Annotated in this window: 39 protein-coding genes; 7 read left to right on the forward strand and 32 right to left on the reverse strand. The window is 46.7% G+C overall.

All coding sequences use genetic code 11. The features are described 5' to 3' along the window. The first annotated feature begins 7 nt into the window (after positions 1-7). From ACHZA1_RS04490 to ACHZA1_RS04515, 6 genes are all read left to right on the forward strand, one after another. Positions 8-592: a Yip1 family protein gene (locus ACHZA1_RS04490; RefSeq protein ID WP_320054043.1), complete on the forward strand. Its 585-nt coding sequence runs from the start codon at positions 8-10 to the stop codon at positions 590-592. 59 nt (positions 593-651) lie between these two features. Beyond that, positions 652-1,116, forward strand: a complete 465-nt coding sequence (tnpA, locus tag ACHZA1_RS04495) for an IS200/IS605 family transposase (RefSeq protein WP_320054044.1) — start codon at positions 652-654, stop codon at positions 1,114-1,116. A 490-nt stretch (positions 1,117-1,606) separates the two neighbouring features. Beyond that, positions 1,607-3,028 carry an NAD(P)/FAD-dependent oxidoreductase gene (locus tag ACHZA1_RS04500; protein WP_320054045.1) on the forward strand — a complete coding sequence of 474 codons (1,422 nt, stop codon included), beginning with the start codon at positions 1,607-1,609 and terminating at the stop codon, positions 3,026-3,028. Beyond that, positions 3,021-3,401 (forward strand): protease inhibitor I42 family protein, encoded by a 381-nt coding sequence (locus ACHZA1_RS04505; RefSeq protein WP_320054046.1) that lies wholly within the window; start codon positions 3,021-3,023, stop codon positions 3,399-3,401. Before ACHZA1_RS04500 ends, ACHZA1_RS04505 begins: the two co-directional genes overlap by 8 nt. Before the next feature lie 633 nt (positions 3,402-4,034). Further along, positions 4,035-4,808: a DUF6261 family protein gene (locus ACHZA1_RS04510; protein WP_320054047.1), complete on the forward strand. Its 774-nt coding sequence runs from the start codon at positions 4,035-4,037 to the stop codon at positions 4,806-4,808. A 140-nt stretch (positions 4,809-4,948) separates the two neighbouring features. Then, positions 4,949-6,073 (forward strand): TlpA disulfide reductase family protein, encoded by a 1,125-nt coding sequence (locus tag ACHZA1_RS04515; RefSeq protein ID WP_320054048.1) that lies wholly within the window; start codon positions 4,949-4,951, stop codon positions 6,071-6,073. Positions 6,074-6,292: 219 nt separating this feature from the next. Here the strand turns inward: ACHZA1_RS04515 and ACHZA1_RS04520 are convergent, their stop codons facing one another. Continuing rightward, on the reverse strand, positions 6,293-7,144 hold the full coding sequence (locus tag ACHZA1_RS04520; RefSeq protein ID WP_320054049.1) for a C1 family peptidase: 852 nt from the start codon (positions 7,142-7,144) through the stop codon (positions 6,293-6,295). Between the two features lie 247 nt (positions 7,145-7,391). Here ACHZA1_RS04520 and ACHZA1_RS04525 point away from each other — a divergent pair, with 247 nt between their 5' ends. Then, complete coding sequence (locus ACHZA1_RS04525) at positions 7,392-9,119, forward strand: C69 family dipeptidase (protein WP_320054050.1); 1,728 nt, start codon at positions 7,392-7,394, stop codon at positions 9,117-9,119. A gap of 282 nt (positions 9,120-9,401) precedes the next feature. Here the strand turns inward: ACHZA1_RS04525 and eno are convergent, their stop codons facing one another. From eno to rpsJ, 31 genes are all read right to left on the reverse strand, one after another. Further along, the gene (gene eno, locus ACHZA1_RS04530; protein ID WP_320054051.1) at positions 9,402-10,706 is read right to left on the reverse strand and encodes a phosphopyruvate hydratase; all 1,305 of its coding nucleotides are present in this window, start codon (positions 10,704-10,706) and stop codon (positions 9,402-9,404) included. A gap of 102 nt (positions 10,707-10,808) precedes the next feature. Then, positions 10,809-11,303, reverse strand: coding sequence for a 50S ribosomal protein L17 (gene rplQ, locus ACHZA1_RS04535; RefSeq protein WP_320054052.1), 495 nt, complete (start codon positions 11,301-11,303; stop codon positions 10,809-10,811). A gap of 7 nt (positions 11,304-11,310) precedes the next feature. Continuing rightward, on the reverse strand, positions 11,311-12,303 hold the full coding sequence (locus ACHZA1_RS04540; protein ID WP_320054053.1) for a DNA-directed RNA polymerase subunit alpha: 993 nt from the start codon (positions 12,301-12,303) through the stop codon (positions 11,311-11,313). Positions 12,304-12,320: 17 nt separating this feature from the next. Then, positions 12,321-12,926 (reverse strand): 30S ribosomal protein S4, encoded by a 606-nt coding sequence (gene rpsD / locus ACHZA1_RS04545; RefSeq protein WP_320054054.1) that lies wholly within the window; start codon positions 12,924-12,926, stop codon positions 12,321-12,323. 52 nt (positions 12,927-12,978) lie between these two features. Then, positions 12,979-13,371, reverse strand: coding sequence for a 30S ribosomal protein S11 (rpsK, locus tag ACHZA1_RS04550; RefSeq protein ID WP_320054055.1), 393 nt, complete (start codon positions 13,369-13,371; stop codon positions 12,979-12,981). Between the two features lie 12 nt (positions 13,372-13,383). Next, positions 13,384-13,764, reverse strand: a complete 381-nt coding sequence (gene rpsM, locus ACHZA1_RS04555; protein WP_320054056.1) for a 30S ribosomal protein S13 — start codon at positions 13,762-13,764, stop codon at positions 13,384-13,386. Positions 13,765-13,790: 26 nt separating this feature from the next. After that, positions 13,791-13,907: a 50S ribosomal protein L36 gene (rpmJ, locus tag ACHZA1_RS04560; RefSeq protein ID WP_320054057.1), complete on the reverse strand. Its 117-nt coding sequence runs from the start codon at positions 13,905-13,907 to the stop codon at positions 13,791-13,793. A gap of 12 nt (positions 13,908-13,919) precedes the next feature. Continuing rightward, complete coding sequence (gene infA, locus ACHZA1_RS04565; RefSeq protein ID WP_047448221.1) at positions 13,920-14,138, reverse strand: translation initiation factor IF-1; 219 nt, start codon at positions 14,136-14,138, stop codon at positions 13,920-13,922. A 7-nt stretch (positions 14,139-14,145) separates the two neighbouring features. Next, positions 14,146-14,928 carry a type I methionyl aminopeptidase gene (map, locus tag ACHZA1_RS04570; RefSeq protein ID WP_320054058.1) on the reverse strand — a complete coding sequence of 261 codons (783 nt, stop codon included), beginning with the start codon at positions 14,926-14,928 and terminating at the stop codon, positions 14,146-14,148. A 31-nt stretch (positions 14,929-14,959) separates the two neighbouring features. Continuing rightward, on the reverse strand, positions 14,960-16,288 hold the full coding sequence (secY, locus tag ACHZA1_RS04575; RefSeq protein ID WP_320054059.1) for a preprotein translocase subunit SecY: 1,329 nt from the start codon (positions 16,286-16,288) through the stop codon (positions 14,960-14,962). Between the two features lie 4 nt (positions 16,289-16,292). Continuing rightward, entirely contained in the window at positions 16,293-16,739 is a 447-nt protein-coding gene (rplO, locus tag ACHZA1_RS04580; protein ID WP_320054060.1) for a 50S ribosomal protein L15, read from the reverse strand. A gap of 26 nt (positions 16,740-16,765) precedes the next feature. Next, the gene (rpmD, locus tag ACHZA1_RS04585) at positions 16,766-16,948 is read right to left on the reverse strand and encodes a 50S ribosomal protein L30 (protein ID WP_320054061.1); all 183 of its coding nucleotides are present in this window, start codon (positions 16,946-16,948) and stop codon (positions 16,766-16,768) included. A gap of 13 nt (positions 16,949-16,961) precedes the next feature. Next, positions 16,962-17,483, reverse strand: a complete 522-nt coding sequence (gene rpsE, locus ACHZA1_RS04590; protein ID WP_320054062.1) for a 30S ribosomal protein S5 — start codon at positions 17,481-17,483, stop codon at positions 16,962-16,964. Between the two features lie 8 nt (positions 17,484-17,491). Continuing rightward, positions 17,492-17,854 (reverse strand): 50S ribosomal protein L18, encoded by a 363-nt coding sequence (rplR, locus tag ACHZA1_RS04595; RefSeq protein WP_320054063.1) that lies wholly within the window; start codon positions 17,852-17,854, stop codon positions 17,492-17,494. A gap of 18 nt (positions 17,855-17,872) precedes the next feature. Beyond that, a complete protein-coding gene (rplF, locus tag ACHZA1_RS04600; protein WP_320054064.1) occupies positions 17,873-18,430 on the reverse strand; it encodes a 50S ribosomal protein L6 in 558 nt (185 codons plus the stop codon). 15 nt (positions 18,431-18,445) lie between these two features. Next, positions 18,446-18,841, reverse strand: coding sequence for a 30S ribosomal protein S8 (rpsH, locus tag ACHZA1_RS04605; RefSeq protein WP_320054065.1), 396 nt, complete (start codon positions 18,839-18,841; stop codon positions 18,446-18,448). A gap of 16 nt (positions 18,842-18,857) precedes the next feature. After that, on the reverse strand, positions 18,858-19,127 hold the full coding sequence (rpsN, locus tag ACHZA1_RS04610; RefSeq protein ID WP_320054066.1) for a 30S ribosomal protein S14: 270 nt from the start codon (positions 19,125-19,127) through the stop codon (positions 18,858-18,860). 5 nt (positions 19,128-19,132) lie between these two features. Further along, the gene (gene rplE / locus ACHZA1_RS04615) at positions 19,133-19,690 is read right to left on the reverse strand and encodes a 50S ribosomal protein L5 (RefSeq protein ID WP_320054067.1); all 558 of its coding nucleotides are present in this window, start codon (positions 19,688-19,690) and stop codon (positions 19,133-19,135) included. Beyond that, positions 19,690-20,010, reverse strand: coding sequence for a 50S ribosomal protein L24 (gene rplX / locus ACHZA1_RS04620; RefSeq protein ID WP_320054068.1), 321 nt, complete (start codon positions 20,008-20,010; stop codon positions 19,690-19,692). Before rplX ends, rplE begins: the two co-directional genes overlap by 1 nt. Positions 20,011-20,030: 20 nt before the next feature. Further along, positions 20,031-20,396: a 50S ribosomal protein L14 gene (gene rplN, locus ACHZA1_RS04625; protein ID WP_131837864.1), complete on the reverse strand. Its 366-nt coding sequence runs from the start codon at positions 20,394-20,396 to the stop codon at positions 20,031-20,033. A gap of 2 nt (positions 20,397-20,398) precedes the next feature. Continuing rightward, positions 20,399-20,653 carry a 30S ribosomal protein S17 gene (gene rpsQ / locus ACHZA1_RS04630; RefSeq protein WP_320054069.1) on the reverse strand — a complete coding sequence of 85 codons (255 nt, stop codon included), beginning with the start codon at positions 20,651-20,653 and terminating at the stop codon, positions 20,399-20,401. 12 nt (positions 20,654-20,665) lie between these two features. Then, the gene (gene rpmC / locus ACHZA1_RS04635) at positions 20,666-20,860 is read right to left on the reverse strand and encodes a 50S ribosomal protein L29 (RefSeq protein WP_320054070.1); all 195 of its coding nucleotides are present in this window, start codon (positions 20,858-20,860) and stop codon (positions 20,666-20,668) included. A 15-nt stretch (positions 20,861-20,875) separates the two neighbouring features. After that, entirely contained in the window at positions 20,876-21,295 is a 420-nt protein-coding gene (gene rplP, locus ACHZA1_RS04640) for a 50S ribosomal protein L16 (protein ID WP_320054071.1), read from the reverse strand. A 27-nt stretch (positions 21,296-21,322) separates the two neighbouring features. Further along, positions 21,323-22,051, reverse strand: coding sequence for a 30S ribosomal protein S3 (rpsC, locus tag ACHZA1_RS04645; RefSeq protein ID WP_320054072.1), 729 nt, complete (start codon positions 22,049-22,051; stop codon positions 21,323-21,325). 5 nt (positions 22,052-22,056) lie between these two features. Next, positions 22,057-22,470: a 50S ribosomal protein L22 gene (gene rplV, locus ACHZA1_RS04650; RefSeq protein ID WP_131837869.1), complete on the reverse strand. Its 414-nt coding sequence runs from the start codon at positions 22,468-22,470 to the stop codon at positions 22,057-22,059. 31 nt (positions 22,471-22,501) lie between these two features. Next, the gene (rpsS, locus tag ACHZA1_RS04655; RefSeq protein WP_320054073.1) at positions 22,502-22,771 is read right to left on the reverse strand and encodes a 30S ribosomal protein S19; all 270 of its coding nucleotides are present in this window, start codon (positions 22,769-22,771) and stop codon (positions 22,502-22,504) included. 19 nt (positions 22,772-22,790) lie between these two features. After that, positions 22,791-23,615 carry a 50S ribosomal protein L2 gene (gene rplB / locus ACHZA1_RS04660; protein WP_320054074.1) on the reverse strand — a complete coding sequence of 275 codons (825 nt, stop codon included), beginning with the start codon at positions 23,613-23,615 and terminating at the stop codon, positions 22,791-22,793. A gap of 5 nt (positions 23,616-23,620) precedes the next feature. Further along, on the reverse strand, positions 23,621-23,911 hold the full coding sequence (gene rplW / locus ACHZA1_RS04665; protein WP_320054075.1) for a 50S ribosomal protein L23: 291 nt from the start codon (positions 23,909-23,911) through the stop codon (positions 23,621-23,623). Between the two features lie 11 nt (positions 23,912-23,922). Beyond that, positions 23,923-24,555 carry a 50S ribosomal protein L4 gene (gene rplD / locus ACHZA1_RS04670; protein WP_320054076.1) on the reverse strand — a complete coding sequence of 211 codons (633 nt, stop codon included), beginning with the start codon at positions 24,553-24,555 and terminating at the stop codon, positions 23,923-23,925. Further along, positions 24,555-25,178, reverse strand: coding sequence for a 50S ribosomal protein L3 (gene rplC / locus ACHZA1_RS04675; protein ID WP_320054077.1), 624 nt, complete (start codon positions 25,176-25,178; stop codon positions 24,555-24,557). The genes rplD and rplC overlap by 1 nt, the downstream gene beginning before the upstream one ends. Positions 25,179-25,229: 51 nt before the next feature. After that, positions 25,230-25,535, reverse strand: a complete 306-nt coding sequence (gene rpsJ, locus ACHZA1_RS04680; RefSeq protein ID WP_131837875.1) for a 30S ribosomal protein S10 — start codon at positions 25,533-25,535, stop codon at positions 25,230-25,232. Positions 25,536-25,544 lie beyond the last annotated feature (9 nt).

The raw sequence follows: 25,544 nt of genomic DNA on the forward strand, positions 1-25,544 counted from the left end.
GCAAACCATGAACCTCTTCGAACGTGTAAAGCAGATCATCATCGCCCCAGAGTCGGAATGGCAAACCATCAATAGAGAGAATACTCCTGCGCAGACATTGCTCTTTAAGTACCTCTTTGTTCTTGCCCTAATACCTGCGGTTGCCACCTTCATCGGCTTCGGGGTTATGGGGGTGTCGTACGGCGAGATTATCCATGTCGAAGGCGCCATCGGCACCGGCATCCGCCAGGGGTTTATTTCGTACGTATCCACCATACTGTCGGTGTACCTGGCGTCCTGGGTGATCGGATTTCTGGCGCCATCATTTGGATCTGAAAGAAACTTCGGCCGGGCCTTTACGCTGGTGGCCTACTCCTACACCCCTTCGCTGGTTGCAGGCGTGGTGCTCATCTTCCCAGCCATGGCATTTATCCAGATGATAGCCGGCATCTACGGGCTTTACATCCTTTACCTAGGCCTTCGGCCAATGATGAAAACGCCCAAAGACAGGCAGCCCACCTTCTTTCTAATTAGCCTGCTGGTGATAATCCTGGTTACCATTGCCATATCGGCAGTATTTTCGTCCATTTTTATTTCCCCATATCTGATGTAGCAATCAATTTACGATCTCGTATTGATTCAGCATTTACGATAGGAACCAATGCCATTGCAATGAAGCCGCAATCTTTCACGCAAGTCTACATTCATCTCGTCTTCGCCGTAAAGCATCGTGATAGAATATTGACATCCGCCATCCGACCACGATTATTCGAGTACATTGGTGCTATTATAAACGGGATGAATCATAAACCGCTTAAGATAAACGGATATGTAGACCATGTCCATATACTGATTGGATTCAACCCAACAAAATCGATATCGGAAACTGTTTATGAAATCAAACGTAGCTCCTCCTTATTCATAAACAAGAACAATCTCTGCCTTGGGCATTTTGAGTGGCAAGAAGGGTATGGTGCTTTTTCGTACAGCAGATCACAAATTGATGCAGCTATTCGATACATTGAAGGGCAAGAGAATCATCACAAGAAGAGGACTTTCAGGCAGGAATACCTAGACATTCTCAATAAAAACAGTCTCGAGTTTAATGAATCGTACATGTTCAGGTTCTTTGAATAATCGAGTTTATGCCCTACGGGCAATTTGAATGAACGGGTACTAGATTTCTACAAATCGCAATGTCCTACGGACAAGCCCCCATCTACAGCCCATTCGAATAGCCATAAAGCCAAGGTGTGAAATGACGCGCAACTATTCCGCGTAGCGGATTAGGATTTGTAGAAACTAGGTGAGATCTCGAATGCATTTCCGCGTAGCGGATATACCATACTGCATCAAATCGAAGGGAATACACACATTCAGGTTCTTTGAACAACCTTGCTTATGCCCTGCGGGCAATTTGAATGAACGGGTACTAGATTTCTACAAATCGCAATGCCCTACGGGCAAGCCCCCATTTACGGCTCATCCGAATAGCCATGAAACCAAGGGGTGAAATGACGCGCAACTATTCCGCGTAGCGGATTAGGATTGGTAGAAACCAGGTGAGATATCGAATGATTTCCGCGTAGCGGATATACCATACGTTTACATCTACAACGCTATTATCATGAACCAATACGACGTTATAGTTGTAGGTGCCGGTCCTGCCGGCATTTTTACGGCCTACGAGCTGGTAAAGGCAGGCGCCAACCTGCGCATCCTCATCCTCGAGAAGGGGCGCAGTATGGCCAGGCGCAGCTGCCCCAAGCACACCAACGGTGGGATTTGCATACACTGCAAGCCCTGCAGCATCACCACGGGCTGGGCGGGCGCGGGCGCCTACTCCGACGGCAAGCTGTCGCTATCGCACGAGGTGGGTGGCACGCTGCCCGACTACCTCGGCATCGAGCCAACGATGGAACTGATTGACTATACCGATAGGATCTACCTCGACTTTGGGGCGGACACCCTCGTCCACGGGCAAAACTTCACCCCGCAGATGCGCGACATCCAGCGCCGCGCCATCGACGCCAACCTGAAGCTGGTGCACTGCCCCGTTCGCCACCTGGGCACCGAAAAAACGCAGGAGCTGTACGGCAAGCTGTACGACCACCTGGCATCAAAGGGCGTGGAGGTGAAGTTCAACACGCCGGTCACTGACCTCATCATCGAGAATGGCGCGATAAAGGGCGTGCGCTGCGGCAAGGGCGACTTCGAGGCGCCGTACGTGGTGGTAGCCGTTGGGCGCGAGGGGGCCGACTGGCTCTTTAGGCAGTGCGCCAAGGAGAGCATCACCACCGAGGTGGGCATTGTGGACATCGGCGTGCGGGTGGAGTGCCGCAACGAGATCATGCAGGAGATTAACGACAGCTTCTACGAGGCCAAGCTCATCCACTACACCAAAACGTTCGACGACAAGGTGCGCACCTTCTGCGCCAACCCCGGCGGCTTCGTATCGTCGGAGTACTACGACGAGCGGCTGGCGGTGGTAAACGGCCACAGCTACAAGGAGCTGAAAAGCGACAACACCAACTTCGCGCTGCTGGTGTCGCAGCAGTTCACCGAGCCGTTCAACCAGCCCATCGAGTACGGCAAGCACATCGCCCGGCTGGCCAACATGCTCACCCAAAACCGCGTGCTGGTGCAGCGCTTCGGCGACCTGGTGCGCGGCCGCCGCACCACCCACGAGCGCCTCTACCGCAACAACATCATCCCCACCCTAAAGGATGCCGTGCCCGGCGACATCAGCCTGGTGCTGCCCCACCGCATCCTCATCGATATTATGGAGATGATACAGGCGCTCGACAAGGTTACGCCCGGCCTGGCGTCGGACGAGACGCTGCTCTACGGCGTGGAGGTGAAGTTCTACTCCAGCATCATTAAGGTTGATGACGACTTCCAGTCGGCCTCCATCCGCAACCTCTACCTCGGCGGCGATGGCGCGGGCATCACCCGCGGCCTGATGCAGGCCTCGGTAAACGGGGTGGTGATCGGGCGAGAGATCGTAAAACGGCTACAACCCACAACAACCGACCTACGGCATGGCTAAGAAAATCGCACTGCTCATCCTTATGGCAATCGCCACCCTAGGCGCTGCCAGCGCGCAGGAGCCCAAGGCACCCGATCCGAAGCCCTACTACGAGATCAGGAAAGGCGGTACCATCACCTTTAGGCTGCTCGAGCATACCGGAGGCGGCTACCTGTGGCTGTGGAAAAACCGGGCGCAGGTAAGCGTGGTGGATAGCATCAGGGTTATCCGTTGGAGCGCTTCCAACACCCGGAAGTACGGCGGCCCCATCTACACCATCTGGAAGTTTCGGGCAGTAAGGTCGGGGATTGACACCCTCCGATTCGAGGAGCAGCGCGTATTCCAAAAGAACAGCACCATCAACACCAAGGTGATCGTAATTCGGGTGAGGTAAAACCCCATTTTGCATTTTCTCGTAGAGACGGGTCTGTGACCCGTCTCACTCTTTTACCACCAACATAAAGACGGGTCTGAAACCTGTCTTTTTCTTTTGCCCCAACAGGGAGACGGGTCTGAGACCCATCTCTACGGACAACGGAGGCTCATCCCCCTTCAATATTTCCCCGCCGCACCCCAAGGGGAATCCATCCCTGCACCATAAACAGCCTCCCTTGCGGAGAGAACGTTCAAATGGCATCGGGTAAGAACCTCCGCAGAGCTACGGCAGGCCATCTCTCAACCGATTAGGGTTAACAGAAGCTGCAATATTCAACTATCACCAGAAAAGCAAATTATTGCAGCGCAATATTTAAATTCGACTGGTGAATTTTAGTATAGCATCCTAAATATTCGATTATTCCGATATAATTTTAATATTTATGCTGCTATACCCATTTTCTGCTGGTATATTTCATTATTGCGCTGCAATATTTGTATATTGCTGATAGAAATAAATATTGCAGGCAAAAGATGTCGAAACCGGAAGGTAGATGAGCTTCCCGACATATCCGAAGGCCGTTTGCGGCACCTAGATGATCGGCCCAAGGGGTAGAGACATCGATTACCCTACAATGATAAATCTAAGCGTATGGAAAAATCGCTTTCGCTGTTCCGACTTAACACGTCGATGCTCGCCGCCTACGGTAGCGAGCTGGTGCACATCCTAACCGTCCCCTCGATGGAGAGTTACCGAGGCGACGAGCACATTGCCCTGTTCCTGGAGAAGCACGCCCAGTACTCCAGCTCGTTTACGGTGGTGCGAAGGTCGAACGAACCGATTCGGAAGCTCGACCGCAACCGCGACAGGGCTTTCCTGCGCCTGCGCCACCTCATTATTGCAGCGCTCTACTCGCCCAGCGACCACGATGTGCTCCAGGGCAAGCTGCTGATGGGCCTCATCAAGCGCTGCGGCAACCGGCTAAACGCCAAGCGCAACCTGCAGGAAACGCTGGACATCCAGCAGCTGCTCCTGCACCTAGGCACCGAAAGCGCCACCAGCGCCATCGAGCAGCTGGGGCTCAGGCAGGCGGTTGCCGAGTTCGAAAGCGTCCAGGCGCTGTTCTACGATGCCTCCAACCGAAAGATCGACCTGAAGAACGAGCTGCGGCAAACGCCACCGCCATCATCTCTAAAGAAGGAATACGAGGCAGCCATCCGAGAAATCTGGATGTTTGTTGAGGCGATGACGGTGATTGCCCCCAGCGAGGCGTGGACGCGGACGCTCTCGAACATCGAGGCCAAGAACAAGGAGTACCGCGCCAAGATGAAGCACCAAAAGACGTTCCGCGATAAGAAAAAGGCGAAGAAGGCGAGCCCAAAGCCCTCTACGGACTCAGGCATAAGCGGCGAAGCCCCCGAATAGCCGCTCGGATTCGCAATCTTTCCACTATTTAACAGTAGGAGTTCAAAGGATCAGCCCACACTGCTGTCTAAACTGCAGTGCTTAGGATAAACCTAACCGAGCCAATGGACCCCCATCGGCTTACATAAAACAGCAATACAATGAGCGTAACAAGAATGCAGCTGGGCCTATGCCTTGCAATGATGGGGTTTTGCCCATCAATCTTTGCCCAAAACGCCTTCCAAATCAAGGGCAAGGTAGACGGGATGACCGCCGACTCGGTCGTTCTTTTTAAGATTGTGAACAACAAGGAGCAATTCTGGCAAAAGACAACAATGAAGAATGGCGAGTTCACCTTTAAGGGAACCGTAGATGCCTCCGAACTATGCACGGTGCACCTGGGCGCCTACAAGTCGCCCATGAAGGTCTTCTTTGTTGATAAGGGCACCACCACCTACCACGGCGGCATCGACAAGGAGAAGAACCTCACACTGGCTCCCACCATCGAAGGAAATGCCACCCAGGACCAGTTAAACGCCTACGAGAAGGGGAAAAAGACCTTCTACGATGCTCTAGTGAAGCTAAACTCGAAGCTGAGAGACCAGAAGGACAAGCTGACAGCCGACCAGAAGGCGCAGATCGGAACCAAGATGGACTCCCTCGAAAATGCCTTGGATGCCTACAACAAGCAAAGCATCAGCACCTACGCCAAGTCGGTAGTTTCGCCCTACATTGTTAAGTCGGACTTCATCTACGGCGCAAGCGCTGCCGACCTAAAGGGGTACCTAAGCCTTTACTCCGACGAGGTAAAGAAATCGACCATCGTAAAGGAGATCAACGAGCAAATCAGCCGCCTAGAGAAGGCCGATGTAGGAGCCGAATTCCCCAACATCAAGCTAGGCACCCTCGATGGCAAAGAATTCGAGCTAGCCTCGCTTAAGGGCAAGGTGTTCGTAATCGACTTCTGGGCATCGTGGTGCGGGCCATGCCGCAGGGAGAACCCCAACATGGTAAAGCTCTACAACGACTTCCATCCTAAAGGACTCGAAATGGTAGGCATCTCGCTAGACAAGAGCTACGAACCATGGAAGGCAGCCGTCGAAAAAGATGGCCTCATCTGGAACCACATCTCCGACCTTAAGTACTGGCAGAGCGAAGCCGCCAAGCTCTATGTTATATACTCGATACCATGCACCATTCTGGTAGGAAAAGATGGAAAAATCGTGGCTAGAGGACTTCATGGTGCAGAACTTAGAGAGGCAGTAGAGAAACTGATAAACAAGTAAGCGCTACAGCCGCAAAATACCATTAGTAAAATAGGCCGCTCAAAAGAGCGGCCTATTTGCGTGATACGAGAATACGGGCAACAGAAAGATGCGGCTACAAGCACAATCAGGGAAGATTACCTAAATAAGCATAAGGTTCAAGCACACATTGCTGATCCAAGCAAGTAAACCGGTACAAGTTCCTGCCGCCCTACACAAATCTGCATACTTTTTTCGCAGTTAGTTAAGCACGTAAGCTTCCTGCCACCATCTGGAAACGTAGCTATAGCCTATGTAACCAAAACCATTCGTGCCCCAAGAGGTGCCCCAAGAGTTCATAATCCTGAAAGCCTGCTTGCCATCATCGTACCCAACAACACAGTAGCAATGCCCGCCTAGCGATCGTCCCGTAAAGTTTTTGAGGACAGAAGTCCCTCTTAGGTACATGAATGCAATATTTACAGGACCTGCAACAATAACGGGTTTACCCGAAGCTAGCGCAGCTTTAATGGCGGTAGAGGTAATGCTAACCCTACTGTAGCTAGCCACCTTATAGGTAGCCGCCAACGTCTTCTGATCTACCGTTGGCACAAGGCTACAGCCATTCACATCGCTGTAAGGCATAATGCTCCAAGGAACGACACCCTGGTTTACCAACAGCTTCAACCCGTCGGTTACGTAAGATCCGGAAGAGCAGCTGCCCACCTTAATTTGATCATAAACATATTCGGGGCTAAAGATATTTTCTGATTGGCTCCAAGCGGCCTGATGCAGGGCTTGCCAGTTAATGCTACGCCCGGCGTAGGTAGTTCCCCAAGCAACGCAGCTACCCTCGCTTCCCTGATCGCCAACTGGGGGCACGTTAAGGGTTAGGACCTTAGGCGCTGCCTTAAGCACCGAAAGTGAGGCATCTTTTAGCTCGATGCTCATGTATGTTTCAGCAGGAAGCATCAAGCAGCCCAGCTGATGGGTAGCGGGCTGAACGCTCTCGTCGATGCTAACCGAATTCTCCTTCTGGCAGGAAATAAACACAGCAACCGCTATCAAAATAGCAGCAGCCGCACTCGCTAAAATAATTCTTCTCTTTTTCATAGTTTCTGATTATTGGGGAGGTGATTGACTATTACCAAACCAAATTATGACGAACAAGGGGCAGAATTCCACCAAAACAAGCTGTATTGACTTAAGGACTAATAAGAATTGCACCATTCCCGATTTCTCTTACTTTTGCCATTTCTTGTGCCACAAGCTAGGAAACAAGGCTGCTTGCCTTGCACAAAGAACCAGCTGAGCAAGTTTAACAGAGATCTCGATCTCGCAAAAATTAACACGTCACCTAATGAAACGTATCTTTCTTTCACTAACAGCGCTCCTTTTGCTGCAAGCGCAGCCATCCGACGCCTGCACCAGCTACCTGGTAACCAAAGGAGCCTCCAAGGATGGCTCGGCGATGATATCGTACGCCGCCGACTCGCACATCCGCTACGGCGAGCTCTACTTCCGCCCCGCTAAGGATTACCCCGCAGGCGCAATGGTTTCGCTATTCGACCGAGGCACCAACAAGCCGCTGGGCCAAATTCCACAAGCAGCCCACACCTACTCGGTGGTAGGGCTGATGAACGAGCATCAGGTAGCCATTGGCGAAACCACCTTTGGCGGTCGGCGCGAGCTCGACGATACAACCGCCACCATCGACTACGGCAGCCTAATGTTCCTAGCGCTACAGCGCGCCAAAACAGCCCGCGAAGCCATCAAGGTGATGACCGAGCTGGTAGATCAGTACGGCTACTACGGCGGTGGGGAATCCTTTTCGATTGGCGACCCCAACGAGGTGTGGATTCTGGAGATGACCGGCAAGGGCACCAACTGGGCAACCGACAAGAAATCGAAGAGAGCATATAATAAGGATAAAGGTGCGCTCTGGGTTGCCATCCGCATCCCCGACGGGTACATCAGCGCCCACGCCAACCAGGCCCGCATCACCACCTTCCCTCTCGAAAACGGGAAGACCTCCATCAGCTTTAAGAATATCGATAAGATCTTCAATCCCGAAGTTGAGGTGGTTTACGCCAACGACGTCATTAGCTACGCCCGCAACAAGAAGTGGTTTAGCGGAGCCGATAGCGACTTTAGTTTCTCGGACACCTACGCACCTGTTGATTTTGGCGCAGCACGCTTTAGCGAGTTTCGGGTTTGGGCGATGTTCAACTCCGCCTCCGACGGCATGGACAAGTACCTCGACTACGTTACCGGGAAAAACCTAGCGCACCGCATGCCGCTCTACGTAAAGCCCAACCGCAAGCTATCGCCCCGCGACCTGATGGGCTTCAAGCGCAACCACCTCGAAGGAACCGAGTTCGACATGAGCAAGGATATCGGTGCCGGCCCACACGCCCTCCCCTACCGCTGGCGCCCAATGACCTGGAAGTACAACGGCAAGGAGTACTTCCACGAGCGCACCACCGCCACCCAGCAAACGGGCTTCTCCTTTATTGCCCAAATGCGCTCGTGGCTGCCCAATGCCATTGGCGGCATCAGCTGGTTTGGTGTTGATGATGCAGCATCGTGCGTGTACGTCCCCTTCTACTGCGGCATGACCCGCGTACCCGAATGCTGGGCCGAAGGCAATGGCGACATGCTTACCTACTCGCCAACCTCAGCCTTCTGGGCCTTTAACCGCGTTTCGAACTTTGCCTACCTCCGCTACGATGTAATTAGCCAAGACATCAAGAAGCTGCAAAAGGAGATGGAGGATCGCAACGAGCTATTCGCCAAGGCTACCGACGCGGCTGCTGCCGAGCTGTACAAGAGCAATCCCGACGAAGCCCGCGAATACATCACCAGCTTCTCTGTCGATCTAGGGAACAACACCGTCAAGCGCTGGATCGATTTCTCGAACTACCTCCTTGTAAAGTATATTGATGGAAACATCAAAAAGGAGAAGGACGGCAAGTTCCTCCGCAACCCATACGGCTTCCCCGCATCGCCCATACAGCCCGAGCTGCCCGATTATTGGAAGAAAACCATCATCGACCAAACAGGCAGCAAGTTTGAGATGGTAAAGTAGCAGGGAAAGACCATTGGTAGATACTTTATCGCCAAATGGGAATGCATACGATTAACCCCAATTAACCATGCCAAGCGTCACTTTTCGAGCAATTCAACGTCTTATGGGCATGTGATGAATATTGGTTATACACTATTAAGATTGAATCAACGATTTTAATATACAACATCACTAATGACCGACCTCTGCTGAGAAGCGCAGGTCGGTTTCTTTTTGCAACGGCATCGGCACAAAAAAAGGCTGAAGCAACGCTCCAGCCTTCTCTGTATTATTATAAGGAAATTACTTACGGTAAATCTTTTCGTAACCGTAAATAGCCTCTTCACCAAGTTCCTCTTCGATACGAAGCAGCTGGTTATACTTAGCCATACGGTCAGAACGGCTCATCGAACCAGTCTTAATCTGACCAGAGTTAGTAGCAACAGCGATATCAGCGATGGTAGAATCTTCAGTTTCACCCGAACGGTGAGAAGTTACAGAAGTGTAACCTGCGCGGTGAGCCATTTCAATAGCATCAAGGGTCTCAGTTAGTGAACCAATTTGGTTAACCTTGATAAGGATTGAGTTAGCGCAACCCTCTTCGATACCTCTCTTAAGGAAGTCTACGTTGGTTACGAATAGGTCATCACCAACTAGCTGGCAACGGTTACCAAGCTTGTCGGTAAGAATCTTCCAACCAGCCCAGTCGTTTTCGCCCATACCATCCTCGATAGAGTCGATTGGGTACTTGTTAACAAGACCTTCAAGGAATGCGGCTTGCTCTTCCGAAGAAAGAACCTTACCCTTAGCACCTTCGAACTTAGTATAGTCGTACTTGCCATCCTTAAAGAACTCAGAAGAAGCACAGTCAAGACCGATAGAAACCTGACCACCTTCGCTCTTACGTCCTGGCTTGTAACCAGCAATTTCGATAGCCTTGATGATAGACTCAAGAGCATCTTCAGTACCGTTAAGGGTTGGAGCGAAACCACCTTCGTCACCTACTGCGGTAGAAAGACCACGATCGTGAAGAACTTTTTTAAGCGCGTGGAATACTTCAGCACCCATACGAAGACCTTCGCGGAACGAAGTAGCACCAACTGGGCGAATCATAAACTCTTGGAATGCGATAGGAGCATCAGAGTGAGAACCACCGTTGATGATGTTCATCATAGGAACAGGAAGAGTCTTAGCGTTGGTTCCACCAATGTAACGGTAAAGTGGAAGACCATAAAAGTTTGCAGCAGCCTTAGCAACAGCAAGCGATACACCAAGAATAGCATTTGCACCAAGGTTGCTCTTAGTAGCGGTACCATCAAGGGCAATCATCTTCTTGTCAATTGCAACTTGCTCGCCAACGAACATGCCTAGAATTTCTGGAGCAATAACCTCGTTAACGTTATGAACTGCCTTTAGCACACCTTTACCTAGGTAGCGACCCTTATCACCATCGCGTAGTTCTAGTGCTTCGTTTTCGCCAGTTGATGCTCCAGATGGAACAGCAGCACGACCAAAAGCACCACTAGCGGTTGTAACTTCTACTTCGATAGTTGGATTACCACGAGAATCCAAGATTTCACGAGCGTGAACGCTAACTATTTGACCCATAGTATTTGTAATTAGTGATGATAGTTGTTAAAAAAAGAGGGAAAAAGGTTTCCCTTTTCCCCTCAAAGATACTCAAAAAATATCGTACTAGCCTTACAGCTACTACTCTTCACCTTCGGTTTTTACTTCCTTAACAGTGTCGATAGCAGCAGGAGCTGTTTCTGATTTCTTGGTACGGCCACGACGAGTAGTCTTAGCAGCAGCCTTCTTATCTTGTTCTGGAGCCTTGGTGTAGGTTTCGTTGTAATCTACCAGCTCGATGATGCACATTTCTGCAGCATCACCAGGACGGAATCCAATCTTCAAGATACGGGTATAACCACCAGGACGGTTTGCAATCTTCTGAGATACTTCACGGAAAAGTTCAGAAACTGCATACTTATTCTTTAGGTAGCTGAATACCACACGGCGATTGTGAGTTGAATCTTCTTTCGACTTGGTCATAAGAGGTTCAACGTACATCTTCAAAGCCTTCGCCTTAGCTACGGTAGTCGTAATTCTCTTATGAAGAATTAGCGAGCACGCCAAGTTAGATAGAAGCGCCTTGCGGTGTCCGCTCTTTCTACCTAAATGGTTGATTTTTTTGTTATGTCTCATTGTTTAGCTATTCCTTGTCAAGTTTGTACTTAGAAACGTCCATTCCGAATGATATACTCATGGAATCAAGCAGTTCATCAAGTTCGGTGAGCGACTTCTTACCGAAGTTACGAAACTTCAGCAAGTCATTGCGGTGGAATTTAACCAAATCACCTAACGTTTCAACCTCAGCAGCCTTTAAGCAGTTAAGGGCACGAACTGATAGATCCATATCAACCAGTTTGGTCTTAAGCATTTGGCGCATATGAAGAACCTCTTCATCAAACTCCTCGTTGGTGAATTTTTCATCAGAATCGAGGGTGATCTTCTCGTCAGAGAATAACATGAAGTGATAAATCAATATTTTAGCCGCCTCCTTAAGAGCCTCCTTTGGTTGGATTGAACCATCGGTGGTTATCTCTAATAATAGTTTCTCGTAGTCAGTTTTCTGCTCTACACGGTAGTTTTCAACTGCAAACTTTACGTTCTTGATTGGAGTATGGATGGAGTCAATTGGTATCAGCCCAAACTCAGCATCAACAGGTTTGTTTTCTTCAGAAGGCACATAGCCTCTACCCTTGTTAATGGTCAACTCAATCTGAAGTTTCACATCTGGTTCCATACGGCAGATGAGAAGATCTGGATTAAGCACCTTAAACGAGGTGAGGAAATTCGAAAGGAAACCAGCCCTGAACTCATTTTGTCCAGAGATGGTAACCGTAACCTTTTCTGAGTCTACACCCTCAGCAATCTTCTTAAATCGAAGTTGCTTTAGGTTAAGGATGATTTTTACGACATCCTCTATAACCCCAGGGATTGCAGAGAATTCATGATCCACACCGGCAATCTTAACAGTAGTAATCGCATAGCCCTCTAGAGACGAAAGTAAAATGCGGCGAAGGGCGTTACCTACGGTAATCCCGTAGCCAGGTTCGAGTGGACGAAATTCAAAGCGTCCGAACGTATCGGTTGCCTCGAGCATTATTACCTTGTCGGGCTTTTGGAATGCTAGTATTGCCATAGTCGTTGCGTTAGTTACTACTTAGAGTAAAGTTCAACAATGAATTGTTCCTTGATATTTTCAGGAATTTCACTTCTTTCTGGACGGTTCATAAACTTACCAGTCATTGAAGTTGCATCCCACTCTAACCAAGAATACTTGTTTCTACGTGATTCTACTGAGTTGACAATAACCTCCAGAGACTTTGACTTCTCACGAACACCAACAATGTCACCAGGACGGAGGATGTACGAAGGAATATTTACCACATTACCATTAACGGTAATGTGACGGTGGCCAACGAGCTGACGTGCAGCAGCACGAGTTGGCGCAACACCCATACGGTAAACCACGTTATCTAGACGGCTTTCAAGAAGTTGTAGCAGGTTCTCACCCTTAACGCCCTTCATGCGAGCTGCTCTTTCGAATAGGTTACGGAATTGCTTTTCCAACAATCCATAGGTGTATTTTACCTTTTGCTTCTCACGAAGTTGAGCACCATACTCTGATAGTTTTTTTCTCTTACGTGTCAAGCCATGTTGTCCAGGAGGGTAATTTTTCTTTTCGAATGCCCTATCTGGCCCAAAAATAGGCTCTCCAAACTTACGAGCAATTTTTGCACGTGGTCCAGTATATCTTGCCATTTCTGTACAAATTTTAAAGTTAAGTTAAAATTATTATCTACGCAATAGGAAATTACACCCTTCTTCTTTTAGGAGGACGACATCCGTTGTGTGGTAGTGGAGTAACATCAACAATTTCAGTCACTTCAATACCTGCTGCGTGGATGGTACGAATAGCAGATTCACGACCTGAACCCGGTCCTTTAACGTAAGCCTTAACCTTGCGAAGGCCAAGATCGTAAGCAACCTTAGCACAATCAGCAGCAGCAGTTTGTGCTGCATATGGAGTATTCTTCTTTGATCCTCTGAAACCCATCTTACCTGCAGACGACCAGCTGATCACTTGTCCGTTGTTGTTAGTCAACGATACAATAATGTTGTTGAAGGAAGAGTGAACGTGAAGTTGCCCAAGAGCTTCAACCTTAACAACTCTTTTCTTAACTGAAGCAGTATTTTTCTTTGCCATTGTTTGCTAAGATTATTTAGTTGCTTTTTTCTTGTTAGCCACAGTTTTACGTTTACCCTTACGAGTACGTGCATTGTTCTTGGTGCTTTGTCCACGTAGTGGAAGACCAAGACGGTGTCTGATACCTCTGTAGCATCCAATATCCATCAATCGCTTGATGTTTAGTTGTACAATTGAGCGAAGTTCTCCTTCAACCTTGATGTCTTCTTCTCCGATAATAGAACGGATTGCACCAACTTGTTCGTCAGTCCATGCATTAACCTTAGTGTCGTGGTTAATTCCGGCTTTATCAAGAATTTTTTCGGCGGTGCTTCTTCCAATACCGTAGATGTATGTAAGACCGATAACGCCTCTTTTGTTTTTGGGTAAGTCTACCCCAACAATACGTGCCATAAACGTCTGTTAATTAATTATAATAATTATCCTTGGCGCATTTTGAACTTAGGGTTCTTTTTGCAGATCACATATACGCGACCTTTTCTTCTAACGATAACGCAATCCTCACTGCGTTTTTTGACCGAAGCTCTAACTTTCATCGTCTGTCTTTTTTATTTGTACCTAAAAGATATTCTCCCCTTACTCAGATCATAGGGAGACATTTCAACACGCACTTTATCTCCGGGAAGGATACGAATGTAGTGCATTCTCATCTTTCCGGAAATGTGAGCAGTAATAACGTGTCCGTTATCCAACTCGACACGAAACATTGCATTAGACAATGCTTCAATGATTACACCATCTTTTTCGATTGCAGCTTGCTTTGCCATACTGGTTTTATCTTCTTTTTTCTTCTAAAACTTCTTCAATAAACTTAAAGGTCGAAAGAATATCTGCTTCCCCTTTTCTTATCGCTACAGCTAACTCAAAGTGTGCAGAAGGCTTTCTGTCTGAAGTGCGAATAGTCCAACCATCACGCTCCATATAGATTTGCTTTTTGCCTAGATTGATCATTGGCTCAATGCATATAACCATCCCGGTTTGCAACTTAGGGCCTCTACCACGCGAACCATAGTTAGGTACTTCAGGTTCCTCGTGCATTAATTTTCCCAGCCCGTGTCCAACCATCTCTCTCACTACTGAGAACCCATTAGCTTCAGCATGCTGTTGTACAGCAGCCGATACATCACCTACTCTATTTCCTTCTACAGCAAAGGTAATGCCTTTGAAAAGCGACTCCTTGGTAACTTCCAGAAGTTTTTTCACGTCTGAACTTACCTCGCCGACCTCAAAGGTGTATGCGCTATCACCATAGAATCCTTTATAATAGGTACCGCAATCAACTGAAACGATATCACCTTCGCGTAACGCGTACTTCGAGGGAATACCGTGTACAACCGTATCGTTAACCGATACGCATAAAGAGTTTGGGTAGCCTTGATAACCAAGAAATCCGGGAACGGCACCGTTGTCGCGAATGTATTGCTCGGCAATCGCATCAAGGGCCAGGGTAGTAATCCCTGGCCTTATATGCTTTGCCAACTCTGCAAGAGTTTTCGATACAAGCAGGTTATTTTCCCTGACTATCTCGATTTCTTCTTCCGTTTTTAAGTTGATCATTTGTTTTAAAAGAACCATTATGCATTCGCTACTACATTCCAGATCTACCCTTCAATCGCCCGGTTTTCATCAAACCGTCATAATGGCGAAGAAGTAGATGGCTTTCGATCTGCTGAAGAGTGTCAAGGATAACCCCCACTAGAATGAGTAGTGAGGTGCCTCCGAAGAAGTGTGCGAATTGGTTACTTATTCCAATTTTCATTGCAAATGCTGGCAGAATTGCAATGAGCGCCAAGAAAATTGAACCGGGTAGCGTAATCCTCGACATGATAGTGTCTAGATACTCTACGGTTTTCTTACCCGGTTTCACACCTGGAATAAAACCTCCGTTCTTCTTCATATCTTCAGCCATCATTAGCGGATTAACTGTAATGGCTGTGTAAAAATACGTAAATGCAACAACAAGGATACCGAAAGTGAAGTTATACCAAAATCCGGTATAGTCCGAAAATGCAATACCAATGCTGCTAGCAATATCAGAGTTAAAGCGAGTGAACATCATTGGAATAAACATGATGGCCTGAGCAAAGATGATCGGCATTACACCTGCTGCATTAATTTTCAGCGGAATGTATTGGCGAACACCGCCATACTGTTTATTACCAACAATTCTTTTCGCATATTGCACCGGTACTTTGCGAGTTGCTTGTACAAGTGCAATGGTAGCACAGAATACTAAGAACATAAACACCAACTCAACAACTAGCATTATAATACCTCCAACAGCATTTGCGCCTAGTCGAGATTGCAACTCAGACCAGAAAGCAAATGGCAAACGAGCTATAATACCAATCATGATGATTAGGGAGATACCGTTGCCGATACCTTTTTCAGTAATCTTCTCGCCAAGCCACATTACAAACATCGTACCAGCGATGAGAATAAGCGTAGCTTCGATGGTGAAGAAAGCTCCTTTCAGAACAAACGCATCTACAGGAAGTTGTGCATGCAGGTTTGCTATGTACGCAGGACCCTGTACAAGAAGGATCGCTACGGTAAGATAACGGGTAATCTGATTCATCTTTCTGCGTCCACTTTCACCTTCCCGCTGCAATTTTTGAAAATAAGGTACAGCGATGGCAAGAAGTTGAACTACGATAGATGCCGAAATGTAGGGCATAATCCCTAGTGCAAAAATGGAGGCGTTGCCAAAAGCACCGCCGGAGAACATATTAAGCAATCCCATAAGCCCATCAGAAGCCTGATTTTCAAGCGCAGTAAGCTTATTTGGATCAATACCGGGAATCACCACAAAACTACCCAACCTGTAAATCACAATTATTCCCAATGTGTATAGAATCCTTTTTTTAAGATCTTCTATCTTAAAGATGTTCCTAAGTGTCTGTATTAGAGCTTTCATTCGATTACAGTTTTACGGCTTTTCCTTGTTGTGCCTCAATAGCGGCTTCAGCCGACTTCGAGAAAGCGTGAGCGTGCACTTCAAGGGCTGCCTTTAGTTCACCGCGTCCAAGAACCTTTACTAGATCGTTCTTAGAAGCTAGACCAGCATCAATAATTGTTTGAATATCAATGACTGTACAGCCATTCTTTTCGTATAGAGCCTGAAGGGTGTCGATATTGATAGCCTTATACTCTACACGGTTGATATTTTTGAAGCCAAACTTTGGCAAACGACGCTGCAAAGGCATCTGTCCTCCCTCAAATCCAATCTTATGCGAATAGCCTGAACGCGATTGGGCTCCTTTGTGTCCACGAGTAGATGTTCCCCCATGACCTGAACCTTGTCCGCGACCAATACGCTTTTCGCTATGTGTTGAACCCTTAGCAGGTTTTAGCTGACTTAAATTCATAGAAGTTTTTTTTTATTTTAAACCTACTACTTAACCTCTTCTACTTTAACAAGATGGTTTACCGCCTGTATCAAGCCTAGAACGGAAGGAGTTCCTTCGCGTTCTACACTTTGGTTCATTTTACGGAGACCTAGAGTATCAAGAGTTGCTTTTTGACGCTTGTTCGAACCGATGCGGCTACGAACTTGAGTAATTTTCAACATTGCCATAATCTCTACAAAATTAACCGTTAAATACTTTCTTTAGCGATATACCACGAACCTCAGCAACGCTATAAGCATCGCGCATTTCAGTAAGAGCCAGAACAGTAGCCTTCACTAGGTTATGAGGGTTCGAAGAACCCTTACACTTGCAAAGTACGTCATGCACACCAACGCTTTCGAGCACAGCACGCATAGCACCACCTGCCTTTACGCCAGTACCCGAAGCTGCTGGCTTCATGAAAACGCGCGAACCACCAAACTTAGCCACTTGCTCGTGAGGAATGGTCTTGTTTAGAATTGGTACCTTAACAAGGTTTTTCTTAGCATCTTCGATGCCCTTTGCAATAGCAGCGGTTACCTCACTTGCCTTACCAAGTCCATAACCAACGATTCCATTCTCGTTCCCTACAACAACAATTGCAGAGAAACTAAAGGTTCTACCCCCTTTGGTTACTTTGGTAACGCGCTGTATGCTCACCAAACGATCCTTAAGTTCAATATCGCTTGACTTTACTTTTCTTATGTTAGTATTTGCTGACATACGCTTTATTAGAATTTAAGGCCACCTTCACGGGCAGCATCGGCTAATAATTGAACTCTTCCGTGGTAAAGATAACCGTTTCTGTCGAATACCACAGCATCGATGCCCTTTGCAAGGGCTCTTTCTGCGGCAAGTTTACCAACTAACTTCGACACCTCGCTCTTTTGAAGTCCGGTTGTTTTTTCGACTACTTCTTTATCCATCGAAGAGGCTGAAACCAAAGTAACACCATTTAGATCATCGATAATCTGAACGTAGATCTGCTTGTTGCTTCTAAAAACCGTCATGCGTGGACGGGTAGCTGTTCCGCTTACTCTTTTGCGGATGCGTTGCTTAATGCGTATTCTTCTTTCTAATGTTGATAAAGCCATAACTTTTCTCCTTTAAAACTATTTAGCATTAGCAGACTTGCCAGCTTTTTTACGAAGCTGTTCGCCAACGAACTTAATACCTTTACCTTTATAAGGCTCTGGCTTACGAAGAGATCTTATCTTGGCGGCAACACCTCCAATGAGTTGTTTATCAATGCTCTTAAGGGTAAGGATTGGATTACCCTTCTTTTCCGCCTTTGCTTCGGCCTTAATTTCTGGAGGAAGCTGCAGAAAGATATCGTGCGAGTAACCAAGACTGAACTCAAGTACATCGCCTTTTACTTCAACCTTATAACCGACACCAACCAACTCCTGTTGTACAGTGTATCCTTGAGATACACCTACAACCATGTTATTGATTAGCGAGCGATACAGACCATGCAGAGACCTGTGACGTGGCTGATTAGTAGGACGGGTTACATGAACCTCATTTCCCTCTACAGTAACCTTAATGTCTGGATCAACCTTTTGCTTAAGTTCTCCAAGAGGGCCTTTTACGCTAACCACGTTATCTGAGCCAACCGTTACGGTTACGCCTTGTGGTAAGTTTACAGGTAATTTTCCTATTCTTGACATTGTGCTAATTGTTTTTTAGTAAACGTAGCAAATTACTTCGCCACCCACTTTTTGTGCTCTTGCTTCCTTATCGGTCATAACACCGTTAGAAGTTGAAAGGATAGCCACTCCAAGACCGTTAAGTACGCGAGGCAATTCGCTCACGTTGGAGTACTTACGGAGACCTGGGCGTGAGATTCTCTTAATTCCCTTTATTGCAGGAAGGTGAGATTCTGGATGATACTTAAGAGCAATTTTAATAGAGCTCTTAAAATCTTCCTTTATAAACTTGTAACTAAGAATGTAACCTTGCTCGTGAAGGATCTTGGTGATCGCTTCTTTCATTTTCGAGCCAGGAATCTCAACTACCTTATGATTCGCCTTCACGGCGTTGCGGATTCTTGTTAAAAAATCTGCTATTGGATCAGTCATCTTGCAAAATATTAAATTACCAACTTGCTTTTTTCACCCCAGGAATCAATCCGTTTGATGCCATCTCGCGGAAAGTGATTCTGCTAATTCCGAAATCGCGCATATAACCTTTTGGACGGCCCGTAAGCTGGCAGCGGTTGTGCAAGCGAACCGGATTAGAATTCTTAGGAAGTTTTGCTAGACCAGCATAGTCACCAGCCTCTTTTAAAGCGGCACGTTTCTCAGCGTATTTGGCAACAAGCTTTGCACGCTTCACTTCACGAGCCTTCATGGATTCCTTTGCCATATCGATTAGTTCTTTTTAGCGTTTTTAAATGGTAATCCGAACCCTTTAAGAAGTGCGTAGGCCTCTTCGTCAGTTTTCGCTGTAGTAACGAACGTAATCTCCATTCCTAAAATTTTGGTAATCTTATCGATATCAATTTCTGGGAAGATGATTTGCTCTTGCACACCTAAGGTGTAGTTACCTTGTCCGTCGAACTTCTCTGGAATACCGTTGAAGTCTCGGATACGTGGCATTGCGATGCAGATGAGTCTGTTTAGGAACTCGTACATCTTTTCGCTACGAAGGGTAACCTTAACTCCGATAGGCATACCCTTACGAAGTTTAAAGTTCGCGATGTCTTTACGAGAGTTAGTTGCAATGGCTTTCTGACCAGAGATGGCAGAAAGTTCGTTGATTGCTACTTCGATAATCTTCTTGTCGGCAACGGCCTGACCTAACCCTTGGTTGATAACGATCTTTTCCAACCGGGGTGCTTGCATAACGCTCTTGTAACCAAATTCCTTCACGAGTGCAGGAACGATTTCCTCGTTATACTTTGTCTTTAATGTAGGTACGTAACTCATTACTTAATTACCTCCCCTGATTTTTTTGCATAACGCACTGATTTATTGTTCTCATCGCGTTTTCTACCGATACGAGTTGGTTTTCCGGTAGATGGGTCTACGATCATTAAGTTCGAGAGGTTGATAGACGCCTCTTGCTTAACGATTCCACCTTGAGGATTCTTTGCGTTTGGCTTGGTATGCTTTGATACCATGTTAACGCCCTCAACCACGGCACGATTTTCTTTCACAAGAACTTCAAGCACGCGGCCTTGTTTACCCTTATCGTCACCAGCGATAATGTAAACGAGGTCCCCTTTTTTTACGTGTAATTTGCGCATTTTATGTTTCGTTTTTTGCGTTATAACACTTCTGGAGCAAGCGAAACGATCTTCATGTTGATATCGCGCAGCTCTCTAGCTACTGGCCCAAAGATACGGGTTCCACGCATTTCGCCTTGGTTATTAAGAAGCACAACAGCATTATCGTCGAAACGAATGTACGAGCCATCCTGACGACGAATTTCCTTCTTGGTTCTTACAACGATAGCTTTAGATACGGTACCCTTCTTGATATCGCCAGAGGGCATAGCACTCTTAACGGTAACAACGATCTTATCGCCGATTCCGGCATATCGTTTACCTGTACCGCCAAGTACGCGGATGCAAAGGACTTCCTTTGCTCCGCTATTATCTGCTACTGATAATCTACTTTCCTGCTGAATCATAATTATTTAACTCTTTCGATAATTTCAACAAGTCTCCAGCGCTTAGTCTTGCTCATAGGTCGAGTTTCCATAATCTTGATGGTATCGCCCTCACTGCAAGTATTAGTTTCGTCGTGGGCTACAAATTTAGTAGTTTTATTGACGAATTTACCATATATAGGGTGCTTTACTTTACGTTTTACAGCAACAACTATAGATTTCTCCATCTTATTACTGACAACGACCCCGATTCTCTCTTTTCTAAGATTTCTTTCCATGGTTCGCTTGCGTTACTTGTTCTGATCTTTTTGTGCTAGAATGGTGAGCAGACGCGCAACATTCCTACGGCTCTTTTTTATAAGCATAGGGTTATCAAGAGGAGATACGGTATGGTTGATTTTCATCTTAACCATCTCCTCCTTTTCTGTAGCGATACGCTCGAGGATATCCTTGCTAGACATTTCTCTAACTTCGTTGGCTTTCATTTTGCTTCCTCCTGATTATTCAACGTAATCACGTCTTACGACGAATTTTGTGTTAATAGGAAGCTTTTGAGCACCAAGGCGAAGTGCTTCCTTTGCTACTTCGAGAGGGACACCCTCTGCCTCCATTATGATTCTACCTGGTGATACGGGGGCAACGAATGCTTCTGGAGCACCCTTACCCTTACCCATACGTACTTCGGCAGGTTTCTTGGTGATAGGCTTATCAGGGAAGATACGAATCCAAATCTGTCCTTCACGCTTCATAAAACGAACCACAGCTTGACGGGCAGCTTCTATTTGGCGACCGGTGATCCAAGTTTCTTCTAGAGCCTTGATGCCAAACGACCCAAAGGCAAGCTGATGTCCTCGTTGGGAGTTTCCCTTCATCTTGCCCTTTTGGACTCTTCTATACTTTGTCTTTTTAGGCTGTAACATTTCTTAAAAGCTTTTCTCTTTCAACGATTACTTTCTTTTCTTCTTTGCACCGCCCTTGTTTTGGCGTGGAGCACCACCTTGTGATGGAGCGCCTTGACCTTGGTATCCTGCATTAGGAGATAGATCGCGCTTACCGTAAACAAGCCCCTTGCAAATCCATACCTTGATGCCTAAAACACCTACCTTGGTAACGGCTTCGGCAAGTGCATAGTCGATATCGGCACGAAAGGTGTGCAAAGGAATACGACCCTCTTTGTAGGTTTCAGTACGAGCCATTTCTGCACCACCAACGCGACCAGAAATTTGGATCTTAATACCTTCGGCTCCCATACGGATGGTAGAAGCAATAGCCATTTTGATGGCACGACGGTACGAAATACGTCCTTCTACTTGACGGGCAATATTGTTGGCTACGATGGCAGCATCGAGCTCGGGGCGTTTTACCTCAAAGATGTTGATTTGAACTTCCTTGCTGGTAATCTTCTTGAGCTCTTCTTTCAGTTTGTCTACCTCTTGACCACCTTTCCCGATGATAATGCCTGGACGGGCAGTGTGGATAGTAACCGTAATGAGCTTAAGCGTTCTTTCAATGACGATCTTAGCAAGGCTAGCCTTTGCCAGACGTGCATTAAGGTATTCGCGGATCTTGGTATCTTCTACCAGTTTCTGAGCGAAGCTATCTCCACCGAACCAGTTCGAATCCCATCCACGGATGATACCTAGACGATTTGCTATTGGATTAACTTTTTGTCCCATTCGATTTAGCTTTTAACTTCTGTTTCTTTCTTTTCGCCAACCACGATGGTTACGTGATTAGATCTCTTGCGGATACGATGTGCACGACCTTGTGGAGCGGGTTGTACGCGCTTCAACATTTTGCCTTCATCAACGAAAATTTCGGCAACGACAAGATTCGTCTCATCAAGACGAGCACCTTCGTTCTTTGCTTGCCAATTGGCAATAGCCGAGAGTAACAGTTTTTCGAGCTTAATCGAAGCTTCTTTTTTGGTAAACTTAAGAATACCTAAAGCCTTGTTTACTTCTACACCACGGATAAGGTCTGCTACCAGCCTCATCTTTCGTGGAGAGCTGGGACAGTTGCGAAGGATTGCAATTGCCTTCTGCTTCTTTTCGGCCTTTAGTCTATCGGCCATTATTCTTTTTCTTGCACCCATTGTAATCTACGATCGATTTCGGTGTTAGCTACTATTTTTTCTTATTTCCGCCGTGTCCACGATAGGTACGAGTTGGAGCAAACTCTCCAAGTTTATGACCTACCATGTTCTCGGTAACGTAAACAGGAATGAACTTGTTTCCGTTATGTACGGCTACAGTATGACCTACGAAGTCTGGAGATATAACGCTAGCACGCGACCATGTTTTGATCACAACTTTCTTGTTGCTCTCATTCATCTCGACGATGCGCTTCTCCAGTTTAGGCTCAATGTATGGTCCTTTCTTCAGTGAACGACTCATGGCGAATTCAATTAATCAATTACTTCTTTCTTCTATCAATAATGAACTTAGAGGATCCCTTTTTCTTGTTACGGGTCTTGTATCCCTTTGCAGGTATACCCTTACGCGATCTTGGGTGACCTCCCGACTGACGTCCTTCACCACCACCCATTGGGTGATCTACTGGGTTCATAACAACACCTCTGTTTCGAGGTCTACGTCCGAGCCATCTCTTCCTACCAGCTTTACCGCTTACTTCAAGAGCATGGTCGGGATTAGATACTGTACCTACGGTAGCACGGCAAGTAGTAAGCACCATACGAGTTTCGCCTGATGGCAACTTAAGTACGGCATATTTACCCTCACGGGCTAGTAACTGGGCATAAGTTCCGGCGCTACGTGCCATCACAGCACCTTGCCCAGGATGCAACTCGATATTATGAACTACAGTACCGAGTGGCATTTCGCCCAATGGAAGAGTGTTACCAATTTCTGGAGCAACGCCTGTGCCTGAAACAATCTTTTGTCCAACCTTAAGACCCGTTGGTGCAATGATGTAACGCTTTTCCCCATCAGGGTAGGTTAGCAATGCAATACGAGCACTACGGTTTGGATCATACTCAATCGTCTTCACGGTTGCATCCATTCCATCCTTATCTCTTTTGAAGTCGATGATACGGTACATCTTCTTATGACCACCACCAATGTAGCGCATGGTCATCTTACCGCTGTTATTACGTCCACCGCTTCTCTTAAGAGGTTGTAGCAACGATTTCTCAGGTGTCGAGCAAGTGATATCGTCGAATGCACCTATAATCTTATGTCTGGTACCCGGTGTTACGGGCTTAAACTTCCTTAACGCCATTTCTCCTAGATATTGCTATAAAAATCAATCTTATCTCCACTCTTCAAGGTCACAATAGCCTTTTTGTACGAGTTGGTTTTACCAACTAGCAGACCAGCCTTGGTGTAGCGCGATTTTCTCTTACCTGCATAACGCATAGTGTTAACATCGGCAACAGTCACGCCATAAAGTTCCTCAACGGCCTTTTTGATCTCGATTTTGTTAGCCTTGTTATCAACTATGAAACCGTAACGATTCAATTTCTCGCCCAGAATCGTCATTTTTTCGGTTAGTATTGGCTTAAAAATAATCTCCATTTCTAGTTGAATTACGAAATACCAAACATTCTGTTTATAACCTCGAATGACCCTTCGGTCACGAGTAGGCTTTGCGCGTTCATCACATCGTAGGTGTTAAGATCGGCTGCGCGAACTACCTTTACGTTTGGCAGGTTACGAGCGGATAGCGCAACTACAGGGTTAACATCAGAAACTACAAAAAGTAGCTTGTGATCAGCAACCTTTAGGTTGTTAATAACGCTAACAAATTCCTTTGTCTTTGGAGCTTCGAAGTTGAAACCTTCAACTACGTTGATAGCAGCATTCTTTGCCTTGTAGGCAAGAGCACTACGACGTGCAACGAGCTTCGTTTTCTTATTCAACTTAAAGCTGTAATCGCGTGGTACTGGACCAAAAACACGTCCTCCACCAACAAAAACTGGCGACTTGATGCTACCTGCACGAGCGGTACCGGTACCCTTCTGGCGCTTAAGCTTACGGGTTGATCCTGATACTTCGTTACGCTGCTTCGACTTAGCAGTTCCTTGGCGTTGATTTGCGAGGTACTGTTTTACGTCGAGGTAGATACAGTGATCGTTTGGCTCAACGCCAAAGATGCTGTCTTGCAGGGTTACCTTTCTTCCGGTATCCTGACCGGCGATGTTGTAAACTGCTAATTCCATTACTCCTCAATGATTAAGTATGAACCCTTTGCTCCAGGAATAGATCCTTTTACTAGTAGTAGGTTGTTCTCTGGGATAACCTTAAGAACTTTAAGGTTAAGCACCTTTACCTGATCGCCCCCCATACGGCCAGCCAAACGCTTGCCCTTGAATACGCGAGATGGGTAAGATGATGCACCCATAGAACCGGGGTGACGCTGGCGGTTGTGCTGACCGTGAGTTTGGCCACCTACACCACCGAAGCCGTGACGCTTTACTACACCCTGAAAACCTTTACCTTTAGAGATTCCGGTAACGTCAACCCAGTCGCCATCTTCGAAAAGTTCGCCTACGGTTACTACATCACCAAGAAGGTACTCCTTCACAAAGTCGTTGCCAAACTCAGCAAGCTTGCGCTTTGGAGTGGTGTTAGCTTTCTTGAAGTGTCCTAAGAGGCTGTTGCTGGTTTGCTTTTCCTTCTTTTCGTCATAGGCAAGTTGGAGAGCAGAGTAGCCATCTACTTCTGCGTTCTTAACCTGCGTAACTACGCATGGACCAGCCTCAATAACAGTGCATGGAATGTTTTTTCCCTCGGCACTGAAAACGGAAGTCATTCCGATTTTTTTTCCAATTAGACCTGGCATTGTTTAAAAATTAAAATATAACAGCTTTAGTAACTAAAGTTCTAGTTTCTATCACACCTTGATTTCAACTTCAACACCGCTTGGAAGTTCTAACTTCATAAGAGCATCAATGGTCTTAGGAGTAGAACTGTAGATGTCGAGTAGACGCTTGAAGGTGCTTAACTCAAACTGCTCGCGGCTCTTCTTGTTAACGAAGGTCGAGCGGTTTACGGTGAAGATCTTCTTGTGAGTTGGAAGTGGAATTGGGCCACTAACAACTGCGCCGGTAGACTTCACGGTCTTAACGATCTTCTCAGCCGACTTGTCAACCAAGGTGTGATCGTAAGATTTCAATTTGATTCTTATCTTTTGGCTCATTTTACTTTT

The organism is uncultured Acetobacteroides sp. (assembly GCF_963667355.2).
In the GTDB taxonomy this organism is placed as follows: domain Bacteria; phylum Bacteroidota; class Bacteroidia; order Bacteroidales; family ZOR0009; genus Acetobacteroides.

What these genes read in the sequence shown, in the direction of transcription:
- ACHZA1_RS04490 (WP_320054043.1), top strand. Translation starts at nt 8, where the DNA reads ATGAACCTCTTCGAACGTGTAAAGCAGATCATCATCGCCCCAGAGTCG.
- tnpA (WP_320054044.1), top strand. Translation starts at nt 652, where the DNA reads ATGAAGCCGCAATCTTTCACGCAAGTCTACATTCATCTCGTCTTCGCC.
- ACHZA1_RS04500 (WP_320054045.1), top strand. Translation starts at nt 1,607, where the DNA reads ATGAACCAATACGACGTTATAGTTGTAGGTGCCGGTCCTGCCGGCATT.
- ACHZA1_RS04505 (WP_320054046.1), top strand. Translation starts at nt 3,021, where the DNA reads ATGGCTAAGAAAATCGCACTGCTCATCCTTATGGCAATCGCCACCCTA.
- ACHZA1_RS04510 (WP_320054047.1), top strand. Translation starts at nt 4,035, where the DNA reads ATGGAAAAATCGCTTTCGCTGTTCCGACTTAACACGTCGATGCTCGCC.
- ACHZA1_RS04515 (WP_320054048.1), top strand. Translation starts at nt 4,949, where the DNA reads ATGAGCGTAACAAGAATGCAGCTGGGCCTATGCCTTGCAATGATGGGG.
- ACHZA1_RS04520 (WP_320054049.1), bottom strand. Translation starts at nt 7,144, where the DNA reads ATGAAAAAGAGAAGAATTATTTTAGCGAGTGCGGCTGCTGCTATTTTG.
- ACHZA1_RS04525 (WP_320054050.1), top strand. Translation starts at nt 7,392, where the DNA reads ATGAAACGTATCTTTCTTTCACTAACAGCGCTCCTTTTGCTGCAAGCG.
- eno (WP_320054051.1), bottom strand. Translation starts at nt 10,706, where the DNA reads ATGGGTCAAATAGTTAGCGTTCACGCTCGTGAAATCTTGGATTCTCGT.
- rplQ (WP_320054052.1), bottom strand. Translation starts at nt 11,303, where the DNA reads ATGAGACATAACAAAAAAATCAACCATTTAGGTAGAAAGAGCGGACAC.
- ACHZA1_RS04540 (WP_320054053.1), bottom strand. Translation starts at nt 12,303, where the DNA reads ATGGCAATACTAGCATTCCAAAAGCCCGACAAGGTAATAATGCTCGAG.
- rpsD (WP_320054054.1), bottom strand. Translation starts at nt 12,926, where the DNA reads ATGGCAAGATATACTGGACCACGTGCAAAAATTGCTCGTAAGTTTGGA.
- rpsK (WP_320054055.1), bottom strand. Translation starts at nt 13,371, where the DNA reads ATGGCAAAGAAAAATACTGCTTCAGTTAAGAAAAGAGTTGTTAAGGTT.
- rpsM (WP_320054056.1), bottom strand. Translation starts at nt 13,764, where the DNA reads ATGGCACGTATTGTTGGGGTAGACTTACCCAAAAACAAAAGAGGCGTT.
- rpmJ (WP_320054057.1), bottom strand. Translation starts at nt 13,907, where the DNA reads ATGAAAGTTAGAGCTTCGGTCAAAAAACGCAGTGAGGATTGCGTTATC.
- infA (WP_047448221.1), bottom strand. Translation starts at nt 14,138, where the DNA reads ATGGCAAAGCAAGCTGCAATCGAAAAAGATGGTGTAATCATTGAAGCA.
- map (WP_320054058.1), bottom strand. Translation starts at nt 14,928, where the DNA reads ATGATCAACTTAAAAACGGAAGAAGAAATCGAGATAGTCAGGGAAAAT.
- secY (WP_320054059.1), bottom strand. Translation starts at nt 16,288, where the DNA reads ATGAAAGCTCTAATACAGACACTTAGGAACATCTTTAAGATAGAAGAT.
- rplO (WP_320054060.1), bottom strand. Translation starts at nt 16,739, where the DNA reads ATGAATTTAAGTCAGCTAAAACCTGCTAAGGGTTCAACACATAGCGAA.
- rpmD (WP_320054061.1), bottom strand. Translation starts at nt 16,948, where the DNA reads ATGGCAATGTTGAAAATTACTCAAGTTCGTAGCCGCATCGGTTCGAAC.
- rpsE (WP_320054062.1), bottom strand. Translation starts at nt 17,483, where the DNA reads ATGTCAGCAAATACTAACATAAGAAAAGTAAAGTCAAGCGATATTGAA.
- rplR (WP_320054063.1), bottom strand. Translation starts at nt 17,854, where the DNA reads ATGGCTTTATCAACATTAGAAAGAAGAATACGCATTAAGCAACGCATC.
- rplF (WP_320054064.1), bottom strand. Translation starts at nt 18,430, where the DNA reads ATGTCAAGAATAGGAAAATTACCTGTAAACTTACCACAAGGCGTAACC.
- rpsH (WP_320054065.1), bottom strand. Translation starts at nt 18,841, where the DNA reads ATGACTGATCCAATAGCAGATTTTTTAACAAGAATCCGCAACGCCGTG.
- rpsN (WP_320054066.1), bottom strand. Translation starts at nt 19,127, where the DNA reads ATGGCAAAGGAATCCATGAAGGCTCGTGAAGTGAAGCGTGCAAAGCTT.
- rplE (WP_320054067.1), bottom strand. Translation starts at nt 19,690, where the DNA reads ATGAGTTACGTACCTACATTAAAGACAAAGTATAACGAGGAAATCGTT.
- rplX (WP_320054068.1), bottom strand. Translation starts at nt 20,010, where the DNA reads ATGCGCAAATTACACGTAAAAAAAGGGGACCTCGTTTACATTATCGCT.
- rplN (WP_131837864.1), bottom strand. Translation starts at nt 20,396, where the DNA reads ATGATTCAGCAGGAAAGTAGATTATCAGTAGCAGATAATAGCGGAGCA.
- rpsQ (WP_320054069.1), bottom strand. Translation starts at nt 20,653, where the DNA reads ATGGAAAGAAATCTTAGAAAAGAGAGAATCGGGGTCGTTGTCAGTAAT.
- rpmC (WP_320054070.1), bottom strand. Translation starts at nt 20,860, where the DNA reads ATGAAAGCCAACGAAGTTAGAGAAATGTCTAGCAAGGATATCCTCGAG.
- rplP (WP_320054071.1), bottom strand. Translation starts at nt 21,295, where the DNA reads ATGTTACAGCCTAAAAAGACAAAGTATAGAAGAGTCCAAAAGGGCAAG.
- rpsC (WP_320054072.1), bottom strand. Translation starts at nt 22,051, where the DNA reads ATGGGACAAAAAGTTAATCCAATAGCAAATCGTCTAGGTATCATCCGT.
- rplV (WP_131837869.1), bottom strand. Translation starts at nt 22,470, where the DNA reads ATGGGTGCAAGAAAAAGAATAATGGCCGATAGACTAAAGGCCGAAAAG.
- rpsS (WP_320054073.1), bottom strand. Translation starts at nt 22,771, where the DNA reads ATGAGTCGTTCACTGAAGAAAGGACCATACATTGAGCCTAAACTGGAG.
- rplB (WP_320054074.1), bottom strand. Translation starts at nt 23,615, where the DNA reads ATGGCGTTAAGGAAGTTTAAGCCCGTAACACCGGGTACCAGACATAAG.
- rplW (WP_320054075.1), bottom strand. Translation starts at nt 23,911, where the DNA reads ATGGAGATTATTTTTAAGCCAATACTAACCGAAAAAATGACGATTCTG.
- rplD (WP_320054076.1), bottom strand. Translation starts at nt 24,555, where the DNA reads ATGGAATTAGCAGTTTACAACATCGCCGGTCAGGATACCGGAAGAAAG.
- rplC (WP_320054077.1), bottom strand. Translation starts at nt 25,178, where the DNA reads ATGCCAGGTCTAATTGGAAAAAAAATCGGAATGACTTCCGTTTTCAGT.
- rpsJ (WP_131837875.1), bottom strand. Translation starts at nt 25,535, where the DNA reads ATGAGCCAAAAGATAAGAATCAAATTGAAATCTTACGATCACACCTTG.